Here is a 17,646-nt window from a genome sequence, read left to right on the forward strand (position 1 = left end):
GCTCACCGCTCGCGGGGCATCCGCACCATGCCCTCCTGGGCGACGCTCGCCAGCAGGCGCCCGTCGCGGGAGAACATCCGACCGAACGCCAGACCACGACCGCTCTGGGCGCTCGGGGACTCCTGCGTGTACAGGATCCACTCGTCCGCCCGGCCGTCCCGGTGCCACCACATCGCGTGGTCGAGGCTCGCGCTCTTCACCCCGGGCGTTCCCCACGCGACCCCGTGTCGCCGCATGATCGGCTCGAGGATCGACAGGTCGCTCGCGTAGGCCAGCACCGCGCGGTGCAGGGCGGGGTCGTCCGGCAGGGCACCCTGCACCCGGAACCACACGGCCTGGTGTGGCACGTGCGCACCCTCGACGTCGACGAACACCGGGCCGTCCACGTGCCGCAGGTCGATAGCCCGCTCCGCCCATGCCCGTGCGACCGGGTGGTCGATCGCGGACAGGATCGACGCGGCCGTCGGCAGGGACTCTGGCTCGGGGACGTCCTCGGGGAACGGGTCCTGGTGTTCGGCGCCCTCGTCCTCGGTCTGGAACGACGCGATCATCGAGAAGATCGGGACGCCGTTCTGGTACGCCTGCGCCCGCCGGGTCGCGAACGAGCGGCCGTCGTGGATGCGCTCGACACCGAACGTGATCGGCACCTCGATGTCGCCGGGCCGCAGGAAGTACCCGTGGACCGAGTGGATGGCCCGCCCCTCGATCGTCGACTGCGCAGCGACGACGCACTGGGCGAGCACCTGGCCGCCGAACACACGGCCGTTCGCCGACCAGTGACTCGCACCCGTCAGGATCGTCTCGCGCGTGCTCGCACCCGTGTCCTCGAGTCGCAGGGTCTGCAGGAAGTCCGGTTCACCGATCACCACCCCTGCAGTCTACGAACGGCACGGTCCCGGTAGGATCGGAAGGACATGAGCACCTCGTTCACGCTGCCCGACGCCGCCTCGCTCGGGGACCTCCGCACGTACCTCGCACGTGCCGCCCGCGTCGAGGACGGCTCCGTCCGCCTGATCGCCGACTCCGGCGTGCTGGCCGTCTACACGGCGATCATGTACCCGCAGGGGCTGCTCGACGAGCTCCCCACCGTCCTCGGCCTCCGCACCTTCTCCCTGACCCAGCCGGCGACCATCGACGTCGTCGTGCCGCTCGCGTCGTTCCTCGAGCGCCTCCGGGTCCTCGGGGAGACGCAGGACGCCGAACACGCGGAGGGGGCCGACCCCACCCGGGCCACCCCGATCGAGGTCGAGCTCCCGCACGAGGTCCACACGGTCACCTGGGCCGCCATCTCCCCGCCTCGCGGTGGCTGGGTCCCGCTGCCGGACGTCTCGCCGGAGCTCCTCCGCCGCGCGGCGAAGTCGGGCATCGCCGAGGTCGCCGACGCCGTGCCGACGAACTCGGGCGAGGCCGTCGTTCGCAAGGTCCGCTCCGAGGTCTGGGGCCGACCGGTGCCGGGCATCGAGCACCTGCCGGCCGCCGCGGGCTTCGCGGGGGAGAGCCTGGGGTTCCTCGGGCACGACCCCGTCCGTCTGTTCGAGACCGGTCCGTGGAGCCGCCTCACGACGTCCCGCGGGCACGTGCTCGTCAAGCGTCGTGCCTGGACCTTGAACTGAGCCTGGCCCCCACGACGCGGACCGCGCGTGCCCCCAGCCGCGCCGAAACCGCGGACAGCGCCGAACCCGGGGACCGCGAAGACCGCGCCGACCGCGTGACCGGCGCGCATGGTTGTCTGGACCGATGCACGTCTTCCTGACCGGCGCGTCCGGCTACATCGGCTCCTCCGTCCTCCGCGCGCTCATCGCCCACGGGCACCGTGTCACGGCGATCGTCCGCTCCGACGAGAAGGCCCAGGCCGTCCGCGAAGCCGGTGGACACGCCCTCGTCGGGGACGTCACGGACACCGACGTCGTCGAGCGACTCGCGCACGAGGCCGACGGCGTCGTCCACACCGCCAGCGCCGCCGAGGTCGACCCGGACTTCGTGCGCACCGTCCTCCGCGCACTCGAGGGCACCCCGAAGCCGTTCGTGCACACCGGGGGGATCTTCACCTTCGGCAACTCGACCGACATCTCCGAGCAGTCGCCCGTCTCCCCGCCGGCGCTCACCGCCTGGCGCGGCGCGAACGAGGCTCTCGTCCGTGCCAGCAGCGCACGCACGACGATCGTCGCCCCGGGGATCGTCTACGGCCGCGGCGCCGGCATCCCGCAGATGTTCGTCGGCGACGGTGAGCACGAGGTCCGCCTGGTCGGCGACGGCTCGCAGCGCTGGACGACGGTGCACGTGGACGACCTGGCGGAGCTCTACGTCCTCGCGCTGGAACGAGACGAGCAGGACGGGTACGTCCTCGCCGCCACCGGGGACAACCCCACGCTGCACGAGATCGCCGAGGCCGGGGCGCACGGGTCCCCGGTCGTCGCCGAGAGCGTCGACGCGTCCCGCGAGCGGCTGGGCGCCGACTTCGCGGACGCCCTGCTCATGCACCAGGAGTGCTCGGGCGCGCACGCGCGCTCGGCCTACGGGTGGTCACCGACGCGCCCCACGCTGCTGCAGGACCTGGCCGCCACCCACTGACGGACAGGAGGCCCGTTGCCAGCTGGCAACGAGCCTCCAGGCCGCCTGTGGTTGCGACCGCGACCGCGACCGGTCAGTCGAACGTGTTCGTCATCGCGTGCGCGGCGCGGTCCAGATAGCCCCAGAGTTCGGCCTCGTCGAGGGGCGCGAGCTCGAGCGACTCGACCGCGTCGCGCATGTGGAGGAGCCAGTGCTCGCGGGCCTCGGACGTGATGCGGAAGGGGTTGTGCCGCATGCGGAGCCGGGGGTGGCCGCGTTCCTCGCTGTAGGTGCCCGGCCCGCCCCAGTACTGCTGCAGGAACAGCGACAGGCGGCTGATGGCGCCCTCGAGGTCGTCCTGCGGGTACATCGGCCAGATGACGTCGTCGGTCTGGACGCCGGCGTAGAAGCGGCGGACCAGGCGGTCGAACGTCGGGGCGCCGCCGATGCGGTCGAAGAACGACCCCGACGCGGACGACCCGCCGGGCCCGACCCGCAGCGTGATCGGCTGCCCGGGAACGCCACCGGGACCGCCGACGGGCAGCCCACCGGGACCGCCGACGGGCAGCCCACCGGGACCGCCGACGGGCAGCCCGCCCAGGGAACTGCTCGGGGAGGGCAGGTCGGTCATCGGTCGTCCTTCCGGGGCTCCGGCCGGTCGGTGTCGATCGGCTGCCCGTACACGTTCGTCTTCCGGCCACGACGGGGCTTCGTCTGCGGCACGGGGGTCGGCTGCGTGCGCACGGTGCGCAGGCCGTTGATCGAGGTGGCGTTCTCCCAGCCCTCCGGCATGATCATCGCCATCGCCGGCAGGGTCACGCCGAGCTCGTCGACGGAGTGCTTGAGCCGGATGCGGAGTTCGCGACCGACGACGTCGAGTTCGGACGCGCGGGTCTTCACGACGAGGCGGAACACCATGCCGTCCTCGCTGATGGACTGCAGGCCCCAGATCTCCGGCTTCTCGACGATGCGCTGGCGCCACCGGGGCTCCTGCGACATCCGGACGGCGGCGGCGAGCAGGGCGTCCTGCACGGCGTCGATGTCGGTGTCGTACGGCACGGTGATGTCGACGAGCACCCGGGACCACCCCTGCGACAAGTTCCCCACGCGCAGGATCTGCCCGTTCGGCACGAACCACAGGATGCCGTTGACGTCGCGGATCTGCATGACGCGCAGCCCGACGTTCTCCACGACCCCGGTGGCGGGCCCGGTGTCGACGACGTCGCCGACGCCGGCCTGGTCCTCGAGGATCATGAAGACGCCGGAGAGCAGGTCCTTCACGATGGACTGCGCACCGACGGCGAGGCCCGCCGCGACGAGTGACGCGCCACCGACGATGCCCACGGCGGCGTCCGGGATCGCGGCGGGGATGATGATCGCCAGCGCGATCACCACGACGAGCACCGTCGCCAGGTTCTCGAGCACGCTGCCGAGCGTGCGCGTGCGCTGGACGACGCGGGCGGTCTGGATCGGGGACGCGATGAGCGCCTGGGTGTCCTCAGCACCCTGGCGCTTCTTGACCCCGTTGACGATGCGGCCGACGATCTGGTTGATCATCCGTCGGAGGATCAGCCGGAGCACGATCGCCGCCAGCACCGTGATCACGATCGTGATCGGGACGTGCCAGGTGTCGACGAACTGGGTGAATGCGTTCGACGCCCACTTCGGGACGTCGGTGGTCTCTGCAGCCAAGATCATGTCCGGTCGATGGTAAACGGACGGGGTGTGGTGTCCCTGCAGGAACACCACACCCCGTCGCGGTTCAGCGGTTCAGCGGTTCAGCGGTTCGGACTCAGACGTCCGCGGCCTGCACCCGCAGGGCACGCTCGGTGCCCGCGAGGTTCTCGGTGACGATGCGCCGGAGCGCCGGGGTCTCCGGGTGGGCCTCGAGCCACGCGGCAGCGGCGTCACGGAGCTCGACCGAGGCGAGCGGCGCCGGGTACAGCCCGGTGACGATCGTGTCGGCCATGTGGTAGCTCCGCTCGGCCCAGATGCGCGTCAGCACGTCGAAGTACCGAGGGACCAGGCCCTCGAGCACGACGGGTGCGTTCGTGTGCTGGAACCCGACCGTGATCTGGCGGACGATCGCGTTCGGCAGGGCGTCCGAGTCGACGAGCGACGAGAACGCGGCGAGCTTGCCCTCGGCGGTGGGGATCGTCGCACGGGCGCGTGCGGCGGCCTGTTCGCCCGACGCGGTGCGGTCGGCGGCGAGTTCGGCGTCCACCTCGGCGTCGCCGGCAGCGCCCGCGAGCACGAGGCCCTCGAGCAGCTCCCAGCGCAGGTCGGTGTCGATCTCGAGCCCGCTCAGCGTGACGGAACCGTCGCGCAGGCCGGAGAGCGTCGCGACGTGCTCCGGGGTCGATGCGACCTGGGCGAAGAACTTCACGAACTGGAACTGGGCGTCCGAGCCGGCCTCGGCCGAGGACGCCAGCTGCCAGAGCGTGTCACCGACGGTGCGGACGGTCGTGTCGGACGTGGCCGGGGCGACGTAGTTCCGCGCGGTCAGCAGCAGCTGCGAGAGCGTCGTGCGGATCGTCGTGGACTCGGACTCCGTGGCGATGTTGCCGAGGACCAGGCGGACGTAGTCGCTGGCGGGGGACTCGGCGTCACGGGTGGCGTCCCACATCGCACCCCAGACGATCGAGCGGGCGAGCGGGTTCGCGATCGAGGCGAGGTGCTCGATCGCGGTGCGACGGGACTGCTCGTCGAGGCGGATCTTGGCGTACGCCAGGTCGTCGTCGTTGAGCAGCACCAGGTCGCCGCGGTGGGTGCCGACGAGCTCGGGGACCTCGGTGCGGGCGCCGTCGACATCGATCTCGACACGGGCGGCCCGCTCGAGCTTGCCGCCGGCCGACGCGGTGTCCGCGCCGAACGGGGCCGAGGGGTCGTTCGTGAAGGCGTAGACGCCGATCGCCAGGCGGTGCGGGCGGAGGGTCGGGTAGTCGGCCGGGGCCTCCTGCAGCACGGTGAAGGACGTGATGACGCCGTCGGCGTCGGTCTCGATCTCGGGGCGCAGGGTGTTCACGCCGGCGGTCTCGAGCCAGAGCTTCGACCATTCGCCGAGCTCACGGCCGCTGGTGGCCTCGAGCTCGACGAGCAGGTCCGCCAGCTCGGTGTTGGAGTGGTGGTGCTTCTTGAAGTACGCGGAGACCCCGGCGAAGAAGGCGTCGATGCCGACCCACGCGACGAGCTGCTTCAGGACGGAACCGCCCTTGGCGTACGTGATGCCGTCGAAGTTGACCTGGACGTCCTCGAGGTCGTTGATCGTCGCGACGATCGGGTGCGTCGAGGGGAGCTGGTCCTGGCGGTAGGCCCAGGACTTCTCCATCGCCTGGAAGGTGGTCCAGGCCTCGGTCCACTCGGTCGCTTCGGCGGTGGCGATCGTCGACGCCCACTCCGCGAAGGACTCGTTGAGCCAGAGGTCGTTCCACCACTTCATCGTCACGAGGTCGCCGAACCACATGTGCGCGAGCTCGTGCAGGATCGTGACGACCCGGCGCTCCTTGATGGCGTCCGTGACCTTCGAGCGGAACACGTAGGTCTCGGTGAAGGTCACCGCGCCGGCGTTCTCCATCGCGCCCGCGTTGAACTCGGGCACGAAGAGCTGGTCGTACTTCTCGAAGGGGTACGGGACGTCGAACTTGTCCTCGTAGTACGCGAAGCCCTTGCGGGTGGTCTCGAAGACGTAGTCGGCGTCGAGGTACTCGGCGAGCGACTTCCGGGCGAAGACGCCGAGCGGGATCGTGCGGCCGTCGCTGGAGGTCAGCTCACTGCGGACCACCGCGTACGGACCGGCGATGAGCGCCGTGATGTAGCTCGAGATGCGGGTGGTCGGCGGGAATGCCCACGTGGCGGTGTCACCGTCGACGGTGGGCTCGGGCGTGGGGGAGTTCGAGACGACCTGCCAGCGCGAGGGCGCGGTGACGGTGAAGGTGAACTCGGCCTTGAGGTCGGGCTGCTCGAACACCGCGAACATCCGGCGGGAGTCCGGCACCTCGAACTGGGAGTACAGGTAGACCTCGTCGTCGACGGGGTCGACGAAGCGGTGCAGGCCCTCGCCGGTGTTCGTGTAGAGCGCGTCGCTGACGACGACGAGCTCGTTCGTCTCCTGCAGGTCCGCGAGCTGGATGCGGACGCCGTCGTTGACGGCGGCGACGTCGAGCTCGGTGCCGTTCAGCGTGACCGAGTGCACGGTCTTGGTGATCGCGTCGATGAACGCCGACGCGCCGGGCGTCGCGGTGAAGCGCACACGCGTGGTGCTGCCGAAGGACTCGGCGCCACGCATCAGGTCGAGCTCGACGTCGTACGACTGGACGTCGACGATCGAGGCGCGTTCCTGGGCTTCGATTCGGGTGAGGTTCTCTCCGGGCACGGACGCTCCATCTTCGATGCGGGCACGGACGATCGATGTCCGCGCAGCTGTGTCCCACTTGCGCGTCGTGCACCCGCGGGACGTGTCGGAACCAGCCTAGCGAGCGCGCGTACGCTCGCACCCGTGACCGAGACGACTGTGGACAAGACCGAGACGACCCGTACGGCTGTGGACTTCTGGTTCGACCCGAACTGCCCGTGGGCCTGGATGACGAGCCGGTGGGTGGAGGAAGTGGAGCGCCACCGCGACCTCGACGTGACCTGGCACGTGATGAGCCTGTTCGTGCTGAACGAGCACCAGGACATGCCGGCGGAGTACAAGGAACGCCTCGAGCAGGGCCAGGTCTACCCGCGCCTGGTCACGGCAGCGCGGCTCCGGCTCGGCGACCAGGTCGTCAAGCCCCTCTACGACGCCCTCGGTGAGCACATCCACCACCGCCAGGAGAAGGACCCCGCCCAGGTCGTCCCCGCCGTCCTCGCCGAGCTCGGCCTCGACGCGGACCTCGCCGACGCGGCCTGGTCGGACGAAGCCGACGCCGCCACGCGCGAGAGCCACCGCGACGGCATCGAGCGCGTCGGCCAGGACGTCGGCACGCCGGTCATCGCCGTCGACGGCGTCGCGTTCTTCGGCCCCGTCATCTCCCCGGCGCCGAAGGGCCAGCAGGCACTCGACCTCTGGGACGGCGTCGTCGCAGCAGCCCGGTACCCGGGCTTCTTCGAGCTCAAGCGCTCCAGGGACGTCGGCCCGATCTTCGACACGGCCCCCGCCACCGCCTGACGGGAGGCTCGGCTCGGCTCCGCCCCGCACCTCGCGTCCGACGAGCCTCGTCCCCGGCGACCGCCCGCGCGTTCCGGGAGCCACGTTCTGTCGCCCGGCACGAGCCTCGGGCGAAGGGCGTCAGTCCTGCGGCCGTCAGGACAGCGGCAGGCGCATCAGGGTGAGGTCGAGCCAGCGGTCGAACTTGCGCCCGACCTCGGGCAGCACAGCCACGACCGTGAACCCGAGGCGCTCGTGCAGTGCGATCGACCCCGTGTTCGTGCTGCAGATGCCGGCCATCATCACGTGCAGGTCCTGCTGTCGGGCGTGGGCGACCAGGGCGCGCATGAGCTCGGAGGCGATGCCGCGTCCCCGGAACGCCGGCACCACGTAGACGCTGTGCTCGACGGTGTGCCGGTAGCCGTCGTGCGGGCGGAACGGTCCGTACGACACGTAGCCGGCGACCTGCCCGTCGACCTCGGCGACGAACACCGGCAGCCCCGCCGCTCGGCGCTCCGCGAGCCAGCCGTCGAACCACAGCCGCGGCCAGGGCTCGTCCTGCCAGATGGCGGTCGTGTGCAGCACCGCGTCGACGTGCAGCTCGTGGACGACGTCGAGGTCGGCCGGTGTGCAGTCGCGGATCCGGACCCCGTCTGTCGCATATGCTGTCGTCATGTCTCAGATCGTAGACGAACCCGGAGCGGAACCGGAACCCGCGGACGCCGCCGACCAGCGCCGTCTCGGAGCACGGTTGCACGCACTGCGGGACGAGCGGCGGTGGAGCCTCACGGAGCTCGCCGAGGCGTCCGGGGTCTCCCGCGCGATGATCAACCGCGTCGAGCGCGGGGTGTCGAGCCCGACGGCGACGATCCTCGGGCGGCTGTCCGGGGCGTTCGGGCTCACGGTCTCCCAGCTGCTCGACGGGTCCCACGAGGCGCACGCGCACGAGTCCCACGCGCACGACGAGGCGGAGTCGGCCGATCCCGACGACGCGACCGGCGTGCAGCGCGCCGCGACCGCCGACCACTGGACCGACCCCGACACCGGGTACCGCCGCCGTCCGCTCTCGAGCGCGGAGTTCCCCGTGGACGTCACCGAGGTGCGCCTCCCGGCCGGTCGTGCCGTGACCTACCCTGCGTCCGCGTGCGCGTTCCTGCGCCACTGCATCTGGGTCGTCGACGGCGAGCTCCAGCTCGTCGTCGGCGGCGAGCCCGTCACGCTCGCCGCAGGGGACCGGATCGAGCTCGGCGACCCCGCCGAGGTGACCTACCGGAACGACGGCGACGACGCGTGCCGGTACGTCGTGGTCGTGGCCCGAGGTGCGCGCGGCCGGGAATAGGATCGGTCCATGCGCATCCACCTCGGAACGGACCACGCCGGCCTCGAGTTCGCCAAGACCCTCGCCTCGCACCTGACGGAGGCCGGACACGAGGTCGTCGACCACGGCCCGACCGAGTACGACGCGCTCGACGACTACCCCTCGTTCTGCATCAACGCCGCCCACGCCGTCGTCGCCGACCAGCGTGCCGGCGTCCAGGCGCTCGGCGTCGTCTTCGGCGGCTCGGGCAACGGCGAGGCGATCGCCGCGAACAAGGTCGAGGGCGTCCGGGCTGCGCTCGTGTGGAACGAGTCGACCGCGCTCCTCGCCCGCCAGCACAACGACGCCAACGTCATCTCGCTCGGCGCCCGCCAGCACACCGAGGCCGAGGTCATCGACTTCGTCGACCTGTTCATCGCCGAGCCGTTCTCGGGCGAGGAACGCCACGCCCGTCGCATCGCGCAGCTCGCCGAGTACGAGCAGACCGGCACCATCGCCGGCAAGCAGGTCGACGCGTAGCAGGCCGTCGGGGGACACCGACCGTCAGCGGCACCGGGTAGAACAGGACGCATGCCCGAGGGTCACTCCGTCCACCGAATCGCCAACCAGTTCACCCGCCACTTCGTCGGCAAGCGCTGCGAGGTCTCCAGCCCACAGGGCCGCTTCGCCGCGGGTGCCGAACAGCTCGACGGCAAGACGCTCATCGCGGCGCGGGCCGTCGGCAAGCAGATGTTCCTGGAGTTCGAGGACGACCTGTTCCTCCGCGTCCACCTCGGTCTGTACGGCGCGTGGGACTTCGCCGGCGTGATCTCCACCGCCGAGGCCCTGTCGGACGACGACGACCGAGAGGAGTCGCTGTCCTCCATCGGTGCCCCGCGGCTCGCCCGCTACCGGATGGCCGAGCAGGAGAAGAACGAGGACCCGATCGAGGCCTTCCCGCCGGACCCGGTGGGGCAGGTGCGCGTGCGGCTGCTGACCGAGGACACCGTCGCCGACCTCCGCGGCCCGACGAAGTGCGTCGTGGAGACCCCGACCGAGGTCCAGCAGGCCCTCGACAAGCTCGGCCCGGACCCGATGAACGACGACGGACCAGAGGCCGAGAAGGTCTTCGTGGAGAACATCCGGAAGCGCAACGTCGCGATCGGCCAGCTCCTGATGGACCAGTCCGTGGTGAGCGGCATCGGCAACATCTACCGCGCCGAGCTGCTGTTCCGGCAGCGCATCGACCCGTACAAGGTCGGCAAGAAGATCACCGTGAAGCAGGCGAAGGCGCTCTGGGCCGACTGGTCGAAGCTCCTGCACGACGGCGTCCGCGACGGCCTGATGATGACGATGGACGGCCTGTCCGCCGCCGACCACAAGAAGGCCCTGCGCTCCCGGAAGGACCGCCACTGGGTGTACCACCGCCAGGGCGAGCCCTGCCGGGTGTGCGGCACCGAGATCCGGATCGCCGACATGGCGGGCCGCAAGCTCTACTGGTGCCCGAAGGACCAGAAGTAGCGCGTCCGGTCACAGGTCCCGGTGGGTCCACCGCCCCGCGACCGCGGTGCCGAGCACGGTCATGGACCGCAGCGACGCCGAGGACGCCGCGAGCGGGTCCGCCTCGGTGAGCACGAGGTCCGCGACGTCCCCGACGGCGACGGAGACCCGTCCGTCCGTCGAGCCCCGCCACGCGGCCAGCGCCGACATCCGTTCCTCGGGGTGCCACGGATCGCGGCCGTCGCGGTCCCGCCCGACGGCCGCGGCGAGCGACACCCACGGGTCGAGCGGCGCCACGGGGGCGTCCGACCCGAGGAGCACCTGGGCCCCAGCGCGGACCAGGGACGCGAACGCGAACGCACGGTCGGTGTCGCCCGCCCAGTGCCGCTCCGCGATGTCCCGGTCGTCCATCGCGTGCTCCGGCTGCACCGACGCGGCGACACCGAGGCGGGCGAACCGCTCGACGTCGGTGTCCACGAGCAGCTGGGCGTGCTCGATCGTGCCGCGGGTGCCGACGGCCTCGAAGACGTCGAGCGCGAGCGTGTTCGCCCGGTCGCCGATGGCGTGGATCGCAGGCGTCAGCCCGGCGTCGACGGCGCGGCGGGTGATCGCGACGAGGTCGTCGAAGGCCCAGGCGAGCGAGCCCGAGCCGTCCACGAGCGCCGCCGTCCTGGTCCCGAGCGAGCCGTCGGTGATCACCTTGAACGGCCCCATCGTGAGCAGGCCGCGGGTGCCCGGCACGACGTCGCCGGTGCGGAGCCCGCGGGCGATGACGTCGGACAGCTCCGTCGCGTACACGCCGGACGTCACGCGCAGCGCGTCCGTCCCGCCGTGGATGCGTCGCACCCAGCGGTCCAGCCCGAAGCGCATCTCGAGGTCCACCACCCGGGTCACCCCGCGCGCGGCAGCGGCCTCGGCAGCGTCCGCGACGTAGCCGTCGAGGACGGCGTCCGGCACGCTCGACAGCGCGCCGGTGACGTCGAACGCGTCCTGCTCGCGCAGCACGCCGTCCTCGCCGGCCTCGAGCGGCCGCCCGAGGACCTGGCCGAAGTGGGCGAGCGCGCTGGTGCTGCACCAGACGGCGTGCAGGTCCGCGCTGATGACGACGGTCGGGAGGCTCGGTGCGGCCGCGTCGAGCAGCGCACGTCGAGCGGGGCGCGGCCAGAGACCGTCCCGGTAGCCGTGGCCGACGAGGACCGGGTCCGCCACCCCGGTGCGGGCGACCGCGGCGAGGAGGTCGGCGGTCGCCTCGGCGGAGTCGCAGCCGGTGACGTCGACGCGCCGGCGCACGAGCGCCCACTGGTCGAAGTGCGTGTGGTGGTCGACGAGCCCCGGGCCGAGCCAGGCGCCGGCGGCGTCGACGACATCGGTGTCGACGACATCAGTGCCGGGGCCGGTCGGAGCCAGCGTGCCGGCCGGGGCGATCGCGGTGACGACGCCGTCGGCGACGAGCACGTCGGCCGGGGTGCCGGAGGTGCCCACGCGGCGGACGGAACGGAGCAGGACGGCGCTCATCGAGCCTCCCGTCCTTCCGTGGTCTGGTGCACCCGCTCCATCTCGGCGGCGAGCGCCGGCGAGGCGTAGGGCCCGTCGCCGCGCAGCCCGGCGATGACGTCGTCGACGACCTCCGGTGCCTTGTTCTGCGAGAGCTTGGCGCGGGCGTCGAAGCGGGTGACCCGGATGCGGATCCCCACGGTGCCCTTCGCCATGCGCCTGGCGGTGTCCTCGTCGACCTGCAGCGAGACCGGGTCCGGCATCACCCGCTCGAAGTGGTCGACGAGTTCGCCGAGGACGCGGAAGTTCTCCTCGTCGGACAGGATCTCCGGCGTGCCCCACAGGTGCGCGGTGACGTGGTTCCACGTCGGGACGAACTGGGCTGCCGGGTACCAGGCGGGGGAGACGTAGCCGTGGGGACCCTGCACGACGACGAGCACCTCGTGCTGCCCGAGTTCGTGGGCCTGCTCGTCGGGACGTCCGACGTGCGAGACGAGCACGAGCTGGTCGGGGTCCTCGTCGGGGCCGGGCGCCTCGAGCACGAAGGGGTAGTGCGAGGCCACGAGTCCGGCGTCCGTGTGCGACACGATCGTCGCCCACGGGTTGTCGTCGACGAGCCGCTTCACCTCGGCGACGTCGGTCATCAGGAAGTGCGGTGTGTGGCGCATGCACGTCAGCGTGGCACAGCGGACTGTCCCAGCGCGACAGGTGTCGTTTCGCGGGTGTTTCTGCCCGGTAAAAGTTTCAGAGTCGATTGAAAGAAGCCTTGCGATCGGGATTCGCCGGGGCCTAGCTTTCCGGACAACGACGACCGGGCAGTGGACCGGACGCACCCGATCGAAGGAGTTGTCATGCGACGCAGGACGATCGCCGCGCTCGCCGCGGCTGCCACGGTGGCCCTGGTGGCGACCGGCTGTTCAGCGAGCGGCACCGCCGACTCCGCAGCGGACGCGAGCCTGGTGTACGCCACCGGCGAGCCCGACCACCTGACGCCAGGGCGGCAGACGGTCGCGTTCGACCAGGTGATGAGCCTGTTCGCCCCGCTGACGCAGACCGACGCGAAGGGCGAGCTGCACGACGTGGCCGCGAAGAGCGTCGAGAGCGACGACGCCACCACGTGGACGATCACGCTCCGCGACGGGTGGGAGTTCCAGAACGGCGAGGCCGTCACCCCGGAGAGCTACGTCAAGGCCTGGAACCACGTCGCCTACGGCCCGAACGCCTGGGAGAACAGCGGCCAGCTCGCGTCGATCGTCGGGTACTCGGACCTGAACCCGGCGAAGGGCACCCCGACGACCAAGGAGATGTCCGGGCTGAAGGTCACGGGCAAGGACACCTTCACCGTCACCCTGACCCACGCCGACAGCCAGTTCCCCCTGCAGCTCAGCCAGGCGCAGACGGCGTTCTACCCGATGCCGTCCGCCGCGTACGAGGACCTGAAGGCGTACGACAAGAAGCCGATCGGCAACGGCCCGTACGAGATGAGCAAGGCCTGGAAGGCGAACCAGGAGTTCACCGTCACGGCCTGGAAGGGCTTCGAGGGCGCGAAGCCCGCGACCCCGAACGTCACCTTCCGCAGCTACTCCGACATGAACACCGCGTACACCGACGTCCTCGCCGGGAACGCCGACGTGCTCTTCCTGCCGACGGACAAGATGACGAGCGCGAAGGACGACTTCGGCGACCGGCTGCACTCCTTCGACGCCCCCGGCATCGACTACCTCGGCTTCCCGCTCTGGGACGAGCGCTACTCCGACCCCGACGTCCGCCGCGCGATCTCGATGTCGATCGACCGCGACGAGGTGAACAAGGCCATCTACGGCGGCCTGTACGACCCGGCGACGGCACTCACCCCGCCGTCGATGTCCGGGACGAAGGAGGGCATCTGCGGCGAGGCCTGCGAGTTCGACCCGGCAGCGGCCAAGCAGCTCCTGGCGAAGGCCGGCGGCTTCGACGGCAGCATCGAGATCGTCTACCCGGGCGGCAACGGCCTCGACTCGCTGTACCAGGCGTACGCCAACCAGATCCGGCAGAACCTCGGGGTCGACGCCGAGGCGAAGGCCACCACCGACTGGGCCTCGTACTACTCCGAGCTGACGGACAAGACCGTCAAGGGCCCGCACTTCGGCCACTGGGGTGCGCTCTACATCAGCCAGCAGAACACCCTCCGCGCCCTGTTCACCACCGCCGGCGGCTGCGCACCCTGCACCGGCTACTACCAGGACGACGAGGTCGACTCGCTGCTCGCGAAGGCCGACTCCGCGGGGACCCAGGCCGAGGCGAACGAGTACTACACGAAGACGCAGCAGGCCGTGCTCGAGGACTTCCCGGTCGTCCCCACGTTCTTCGACAAGTACTCCTACGTCACCAGCGACAAGATCGCGAAGCTCCCCGCGGTCGCCGGCAGCCCGGTCATCGCCAAGATCGCCGTGAAGTAGGGCGCCGCATGGACAGCGACACCATCCTGCGGCTCGTCCGCGAGGTCCCCGACCACGACGGCTTCCCGCTCGTCGACGACCTGCACGCCCGGTTCGACGCGCTCGCCGCGGCCCACCCGGACCGGGTCACGGTCACCAGGATCGGCACCAGCCGCCTCGGCGAACCCCTGCACAGCTACCGCATCGGCACCGGGTCGCACGCCGCCGTCATCGTCGGCGGGGTGCACCCGAACGAACCGATCGGCTCGTGGACGGCGCTGCACCTCGCCGAGACGATGCTCGGCGAGGACCAGGACGCCACCGCGCTCGACGTCACCTGGCACATCGTCCCGACGATCGACCCGGACGGCATGCGGCTCAACGAGGCCTGGTTCCACGACCCGTACGACCGGGTCTTCTACTCCCGGCACTTCTACCGGCCCGCACCGGACAGCCAGGTGGAGTGGACGTTCCCGAACAGCCACAAGTCGGTGTACTTCGACCAGGTGCTGCCTGAGACGCTCGCGTTCATGCGGCTCATCGACGACACCGAGCCGGACCTGCTGGTCAGCCTGCACAACGGGGAGATGGGCGGCGTCTACTACTACCTCTCCGAGGACCTGCCCGACGTGATCGACGTGCTGCACGCGGTGCCCCGGGCGCTCGGGCTGCCGCTCGACACCGGGGAGCCGGAGTCACCGCACCTGCGCGAGCTCGCTCCCGCGGTGTTCGCGATGGACGGGGTGGAGCAGGTCTACGACTACCTCGAAGGCCTCGGCGTCGACCCCGGCGAGCACATCCACGGGGCGTCCAGCGCCGCGTGGGCCCTCCGCCACGGGGCCCTGTGCATGGTGGCCGAGCTGCCGTACTGGAGCCACCCCGACGCCGACGACCAGACCCCGACCGACGAGTCCTACGCGGACCTGCTCCGGCGGTGCGCGGACGACCTCGGCGGCTCCGGGGCCGAGCTGCAGCGGGTCCTCGACGCCGCGTCGCCGATGCTCACGCTCGAGACGCCCTTCGTCGAGGCGTCGCGGGCCTTCATCCCGATGCTCGCCGCGACGCCGGAGACCGACCGTGCCCGCGCCGACCGCGAACCAGCGACCCGGATGGCCACCGTCGCCGAGCGCTTCGGCTGCGAGGATCTGGTGCGCTGCTTCCGGCTCCGCTACGGCGGCATGCTCCTCCGCGCGCTCGAGGCGGAGACCACCGCCGGCACGGCGTCCGCGCCGCTCCGGCGGCTCCGCGACGACCTGGCCGAGCGGTACGCGCTCTGGCAGGCGGACGCGGTGACCGACGCCGCACCGATCCCGGTGGGGAAGCTGGTGGGGGTGCAGTACGGGGCGATCCTCGCCTGCGCGAGCCACGTGGCGGACCCGACACGAGCCTCCCGTCCGGTGTCCGTTGGCATGCCGGGAGGCGCGTGATGCGTCCGACGCTCGCCGTCGGTCGGCGACTCGGCGGCCTGGTCATCGTCTTCCTCGGGGTGACCTTCCTGATCTACGCGATGACCTTCGCGCTGCCGGGCGACCCGATCCGGGCGCTCGGCGGCGACCGGCCGCTCAGCGAGTCGGTCGTGCGGGCGCTCCGGGCCGAGTACCACCTGGACCAGCCGCTGTGGCTGCAGTACGTGCAGTACGTCGGCGGGCTGTTCCGGGGCGACTTCGGCACCGACTTCACCGGGCAGCCCGTCGCGGCGCAGATGGCCTCGCGCTGGCCGGTGACGATCACGCTGGCGCTCACCGCGTGGGCGCTCGAGATCGTGCTCGGCATCGGGCTCGGGGTGCTGTCGGCGCTCAAGCGCGGCACCGTGCTCGACAAGACCGTCCTCGTCGGCACGATCGTCGTCGGCGCGGTCCCGGTCTTCGTGCTCGGCGTCGCCCTGCAGCTCGTGTTCTCGGTGCGGCTGCACTGGTTCCCCGTCGCGGGCGCCACCGCCGGCTGGCCGACCGCGTACGTGCTGCCCGCGTTCGTCATCGCGCTGTTCGGCCTCGCCGCGGTGTCCCGGCTCACCAGGACCTCGATGATCGAGACCCTCGACGCCGACTACGTCCGGACCGCCCGCGCGAAGGGCCTGACGCCCGGCCGGGTCGTCGGGGTGCACGTGATGCGCAACTCGCTCATCCCGACCGCGACCTACCTGGCGACCGACCTCGGCTACCTGATGGGCGGCACGGTGATCATCGAGGGCATCTTCAACCTGCCGGGCGTCGGGAACCTGCTGTTCCAGGGCATCCGCTCGCACGAGGGCGCCGTCGTCGTGGGCATCTCCACCGCCCTCATCCTGGTGTTCCTCGTCACGAGCGTGCTCGTCGACCTGCTGCACGCCGCCCTCGACCCGCGCGTCCGATCGGGAGCCGCCGCATGACCACCTCAGCCCTCGCCGCGACCGTCGAACCCGTCGTCGGCGTCAAGCGTCGTCCGCTCGCCGCCGCCGCGCGCACGCCGGGGTTCTGGGTGCCCGCGTCGGTCCTCGTCCTCGTGCTGGCGATCGCCGCGTTCCCACAGCTGTTCGCCGGGCTGTTCGGCAACGGCGACCCGCGCGTGTGCGACCTCGGCCGGAGCGGGGACGGATCCGCCGCCGGGCACCCGTTCGGCTTCGACCTGCAGGGCTGCGACGTGTACGCCAACGTCGTGTACGGCACGCGCTCGTCGATCGCCGTCGCGGTGCTCACGACCGTGCTCGCGGGCATGGTCGCCGTCGTCGTGGGCACCGTCGCGGGCATGGTCGGCGGCTGGGTCGACGCCGTGCTCGCCCGCCTGACCGACGTGTTCCTGGGCTTCCCGTTCCTGCTCGGCGCCGTCGTGGTGCTCAACAGCGTCGGGGAGCGGTCGGTGCTCACCGTGTCGCTCGTGCTCGCCCTGTTCGGCTGGCCGACGATGGCCCGGCTCGTGCGGTCCAGCGTCCGCGGGGTCCGGAACGCCGAGTTCGTCCTGGCCGCCCGCACGATGGGGCTCTCCACGTGGCGGATCACCACCCGGTACGTGCTGCCGTCGTCGATCTCCCCGCTGCTCGTCCTCGCCACGATCACCGTCGGCGGCGTCATCGTGTCCGAGTCGTCGCTGACCTACCTCGGCATCGGCCTCGAGAGCCCGGCGATCTCCTGGGGCCTGCAGCTCTCCGCCGCCACCAGCCAGTTCCTGCGCGCTCCGCACATGCTCATCGCGCCCGCGGCGTTCCTCGCCGTCACCGTGCTCGCCGTCATCGCGCTCGGCGACACCCTGCGGGCCGCACTCGACCCGCGTCGCCGCTGACGCCA

The 17,646-nt window shown here is 71.3% G+C and carries 17 protein-coding genes; 10 read left to right on the forward strand and 7 right to left on the reverse strand.

Annotated features, from left to right (window positions below):
• Window positions 1-2: 2 nt before the first annotated feature.
• Entirely contained in the window at window positions 3-863 is an 861-nt protein-coding gene (locus tag ITJ54_RS13225; RefSeq protein ID WP_416354910.1) for an acyl-CoA thioesterase, read from the reverse strand.
• A 51-nt stretch (window positions 864-914) separates the two neighbouring features.
• Between ITJ54_RS13225 and ITJ54_RS13230 the strand changes: the two genes are divergently transcribed.
• Window positions 915-1,613: a hypothetical protein gene (locus tag ITJ54_RS13230; RefSeq protein ID WP_194628994.1), complete on the forward strand. Its 699-nt coding sequence runs from the start codon at window positions 915-917 to the stop codon at window positions 1,611-1,613.
• Window positions 1,614-1,737: 124 nt separating this feature from the next.
• A complete protein-coding gene (locus ITJ54_RS13235; protein ID WP_194628996.1) occupies window positions 1,738-2,571 on the forward strand; it encodes an NAD-dependent epimerase/dehydratase family protein in 834 nt (277 codons plus the stop codon).
• Between the two features lie 73 nt (window positions 2,572-2,644).
• Here ITJ54_RS13235 and ITJ54_RS13240 read toward each other — a convergent pair whose 3' ends face one another.
• The 3 genes from ITJ54_RS13240 to pepN all read right to left on the reverse strand — a co-directional run bounded on the left by ITJ54_RS13240 (window position 2,645) and on the right by pepN (window position 6,922).
• Window positions 2,645-3,049, reverse strand: coding sequence for a globin (locus ITJ54_RS13240; protein WP_228509446.1), 405 nt, complete (start codon window positions 3,047-3,049; stop codon window positions 2,645-2,647).
• Window positions 3,050-3,177: 128 nt separating this feature from the next.
• Window positions 3,178-4,248, reverse strand: a complete 1,071-nt coding sequence (locus tag ITJ54_RS13245; RefSeq protein WP_194629001.1) for a mechanosensitive ion channel family protein — start codon at window positions 4,246-4,248, stop codon at window positions 3,178-3,180.
• 94 nt (window positions 4,249-4,342) lie between these two features.
• Window positions 4,343-6,922, reverse strand: a complete 2,580-nt coding sequence (gene pepN / locus ITJ54_RS13250; RefSeq protein ID WP_194629003.1) for an aminopeptidase N — start codon at window positions 6,920-6,922, stop codon at window positions 4,343-4,345.
• Window positions 6,923-7,129: 207 nt separating this feature from the next.
• Between pepN and ITJ54_RS13255 the strand changes: the two genes are divergently transcribed.
• Complete coding sequence (locus tag ITJ54_RS13255) at window positions 7,130-7,699, forward strand: disulfide bond formation protein DsbA (protein WP_228509447.1); 570 nt, start codon at window positions 7,130-7,132, stop codon at window positions 7,697-7,699.
• Window positions 7,700-7,834: 135 nt separating this feature from the next.
• Here the strand turns inward: ITJ54_RS13255 and ITJ54_RS13260 are convergent, their stop codons facing one another.
• Entirely contained in the window at window positions 7,835-8,353 is a 519-nt protein-coding gene (locus ITJ54_RS13260) for a GNAT family N-acetyltransferase (RefSeq protein ID WP_194629005.1), read from the reverse strand.
• Here ITJ54_RS13260 and ITJ54_RS13265 point away from each other — a divergent pair.
• From ITJ54_RS13265 to ITJ54_RS13275, 3 genes are read left to right on the forward strand one after another with little or no spacing between them, the layout of a single operon-like run.
• On the forward strand, window positions 8,352-9,017 hold the full coding sequence (locus tag ITJ54_RS13265; protein ID WP_194629007.1) for a helix-turn-helix domain-containing protein: 666 nt from the start codon (window positions 8,352-8,354) through the stop codon (window positions 9,015-9,017). The genes ITJ54_RS13260 and ITJ54_RS13265 overlap by 2 nt on opposite strands.
• Window positions 9,018-9,026: 9 nt before the next feature.
• Window positions 9,027-9,515 carry a ribose-5-phosphate isomerase gene (locus tag ITJ54_RS13270; RefSeq protein ID WP_194629009.1) on the forward strand — a complete coding sequence of 163 codons (489 nt, stop codon included), beginning with the start codon at window positions 9,027-9,029 and terminating at the stop codon, window positions 9,513-9,515.
• Between the two features lie 51 nt (window positions 9,516-9,566).
• Complete coding sequence (locus ITJ54_RS13275; protein ID WP_194629011.1) at window positions 9,567-10,496, forward strand: Fpg/Nei family DNA glycosylase; 930 nt, start codon at window positions 9,567-9,569, stop codon at window positions 10,494-10,496.
• A gap of 9 nt (window positions 10,497-10,505) precedes the next feature.
• Here ITJ54_RS13275 and ITJ54_RS13280 read toward each other — a convergent pair whose 3' ends face one another.
• Window positions 10,506-11,990: an amidohydrolase gene (locus ITJ54_RS13280; RefSeq protein WP_194629013.1), complete on the reverse strand. Its 1,485-nt coding sequence runs from the start codon at window positions 11,988-11,990 to the stop codon at window positions 10,506-10,508.
• Entirely contained in the window at window positions 11,987-12,637 is a 651-nt protein-coding gene (locus ITJ54_RS13285) for an FMN-binding negative transcriptional regulator (protein WP_194629015.1), read from the reverse strand. The genes ITJ54_RS13280 and ITJ54_RS13285 overlap by 4 nt, the downstream gene beginning before the upstream one ends.
• A 183-nt stretch (window positions 12,638-12,820) precedes the next feature.
• Here ITJ54_RS13285 and ITJ54_RS13290 point away from each other — a divergent pair, with 183 nt between their 5' ends.
• The 4 genes from ITJ54_RS13290 to ITJ54_RS13305 are packed head-to-tail and all read left to right on the forward strand — an operon-like array spanning window position 12,821 to window position 17,641.
• The gene (locus ITJ54_RS13290; protein ID WP_228509407.1) at window positions 12,821-14,407 is read left to right on the forward strand and encodes a peptide ABC transporter substrate-binding protein; all 1,587 of its coding nucleotides are present in this window, start codon (window positions 12,821-12,823) and stop codon (window positions 14,405-14,407) included.
• An 8-nt stretch (window positions 14,408-14,415) separates the two neighbouring features.
• Window positions 14,416-15,813, forward strand: a complete 1,398-nt coding sequence (locus tag ITJ54_RS13295) for a M14 family zinc carboxypeptidase (RefSeq protein ID WP_194629017.1) — start codon at window positions 14,416-14,418, stop codon at window positions 15,811-15,813.
• Window positions 15,813-16,754, forward strand: coding sequence for an ABC transporter permease (locus ITJ54_RS13300; protein ID WP_194629019.1), 942 nt, complete (start codon window positions 15,813-15,815; stop codon window positions 16,752-16,754). Before ITJ54_RS13295 ends, ITJ54_RS13300 begins: the two co-directional genes overlap by 1 nt.
• On the forward strand, window positions 16,751-17,641 hold the full coding sequence (locus ITJ54_RS13305; RefSeq protein ID WP_194629021.1) for an ABC transporter permease: 891 nt from the start codon (window positions 16,751-16,753) through the stop codon (window positions 17,639-17,641). The genes ITJ54_RS13300 and ITJ54_RS13305 overlap by 4 nt, the downstream gene beginning before the upstream one ends.
• Window positions 17,642-17,646: the final 5 nt, after the last annotated feature.

It is taken from the genome of Curtobacterium sp. VKM Ac-2865 (assembly GCF_015350905.1).
Taxonomy (GTDB): Bacteria; Actinomycetota; Actinomycetes; order Actinomycetales; family Microbacteriaceae; genus Curtobacterium.

Bases quoted from the DNA above. Each gene is read 5' to 3' on its own strand.
- ITJ54_RS13230 (WP_194628994.1), top strand. From the start codon at position 915: ATGAGCACCTCGTTCACGCTGCCCGACGCCGCCTCGCTCGGGGACCTC.
- ITJ54_RS13235 (WP_194628996.1), top strand. From the start codon at position 1,738: ATGCACGTCTTCCTGACCGGCGCGTCCGGCTACATCGGCTCCTCCGTC.
- ITJ54_RS13245 (WP_194629001.1), bottom strand. From the start codon at position 4,248: ATGATCTTGGCTGCAGAGACCACCGACGTCCCGAAGTGGGCGTCGAAC.
- ITJ54_RS13255 (WP_228509447.1), top strand. From the start codon at position 7,130: ATGACGAGCCGGTGGGTGGAGGAAGTGGAGCGCCACCGCGACCTCGAC.
- ITJ54_RS13265 (WP_194629007.1), top strand. From the start codon at position 8,352: ATGTCTCAGATCGTAGACGAACCCGGAGCGGAACCGGAACCCGCGGAC.
- ITJ54_RS13260 (WP_194629005.1), bottom strand. From the start codon at position 8,353: ATGACGACAGCATATGCGACAGACGGGGTCCGGATCCGCGACTGCACA.
- ITJ54_RS13270 (WP_194629009.1), top strand. From the start codon at position 9,027: ATGCGCATCCACCTCGGAACGGACCACGCCGGCCTCGAGTTCGCCAAG.
- ITJ54_RS13275 (WP_194629011.1), top strand. From the start codon at position 9,567: ATGCCCGAGGGTCACTCCGTCCACCGAATCGCCAACCAGTTCACCCGC.
- ITJ54_RS13280 (WP_194629013.1), bottom strand. From the start codon at position 11,990: ATGAGCGCCGTCCTGCTCCGTTCCGTCCGCCGCGTGGGCACCTCCGGC.
- ITJ54_RS13285 (WP_194629015.1), bottom strand. From the start codon at position 12,637: ATGCGCCACACACCGCACTTCCTGATGACCGACGTCGCCGAGGTGAAG.
- ITJ54_RS13290 (WP_228509407.1), top strand. From the start codon at position 12,821: ATGCGACGCAGGACGATCGCCGCGCTCGCCGCGGCTGCCACGGTGGCC.
- ITJ54_RS13295 (WP_194629017.1), top strand. From the start codon at position 14,416: ATGGACAGCGACACCATCCTGCGGCTCGTCCGCGAGGTCCCCGACCAC.
- ITJ54_RS13300 (WP_194629019.1), top strand. From the start codon at position 15,813: ATGCGTCCGACGCTCGCCGTCGGTCGGCGACTCGGCGGCCTGGTCATC.
- ITJ54_RS13305 (WP_194629021.1), top strand. From the start codon at position 16,751: ATGACCACCTCAGCCCTCGCCGCGACCGTCGAACCCGTCGTCGGCGTC.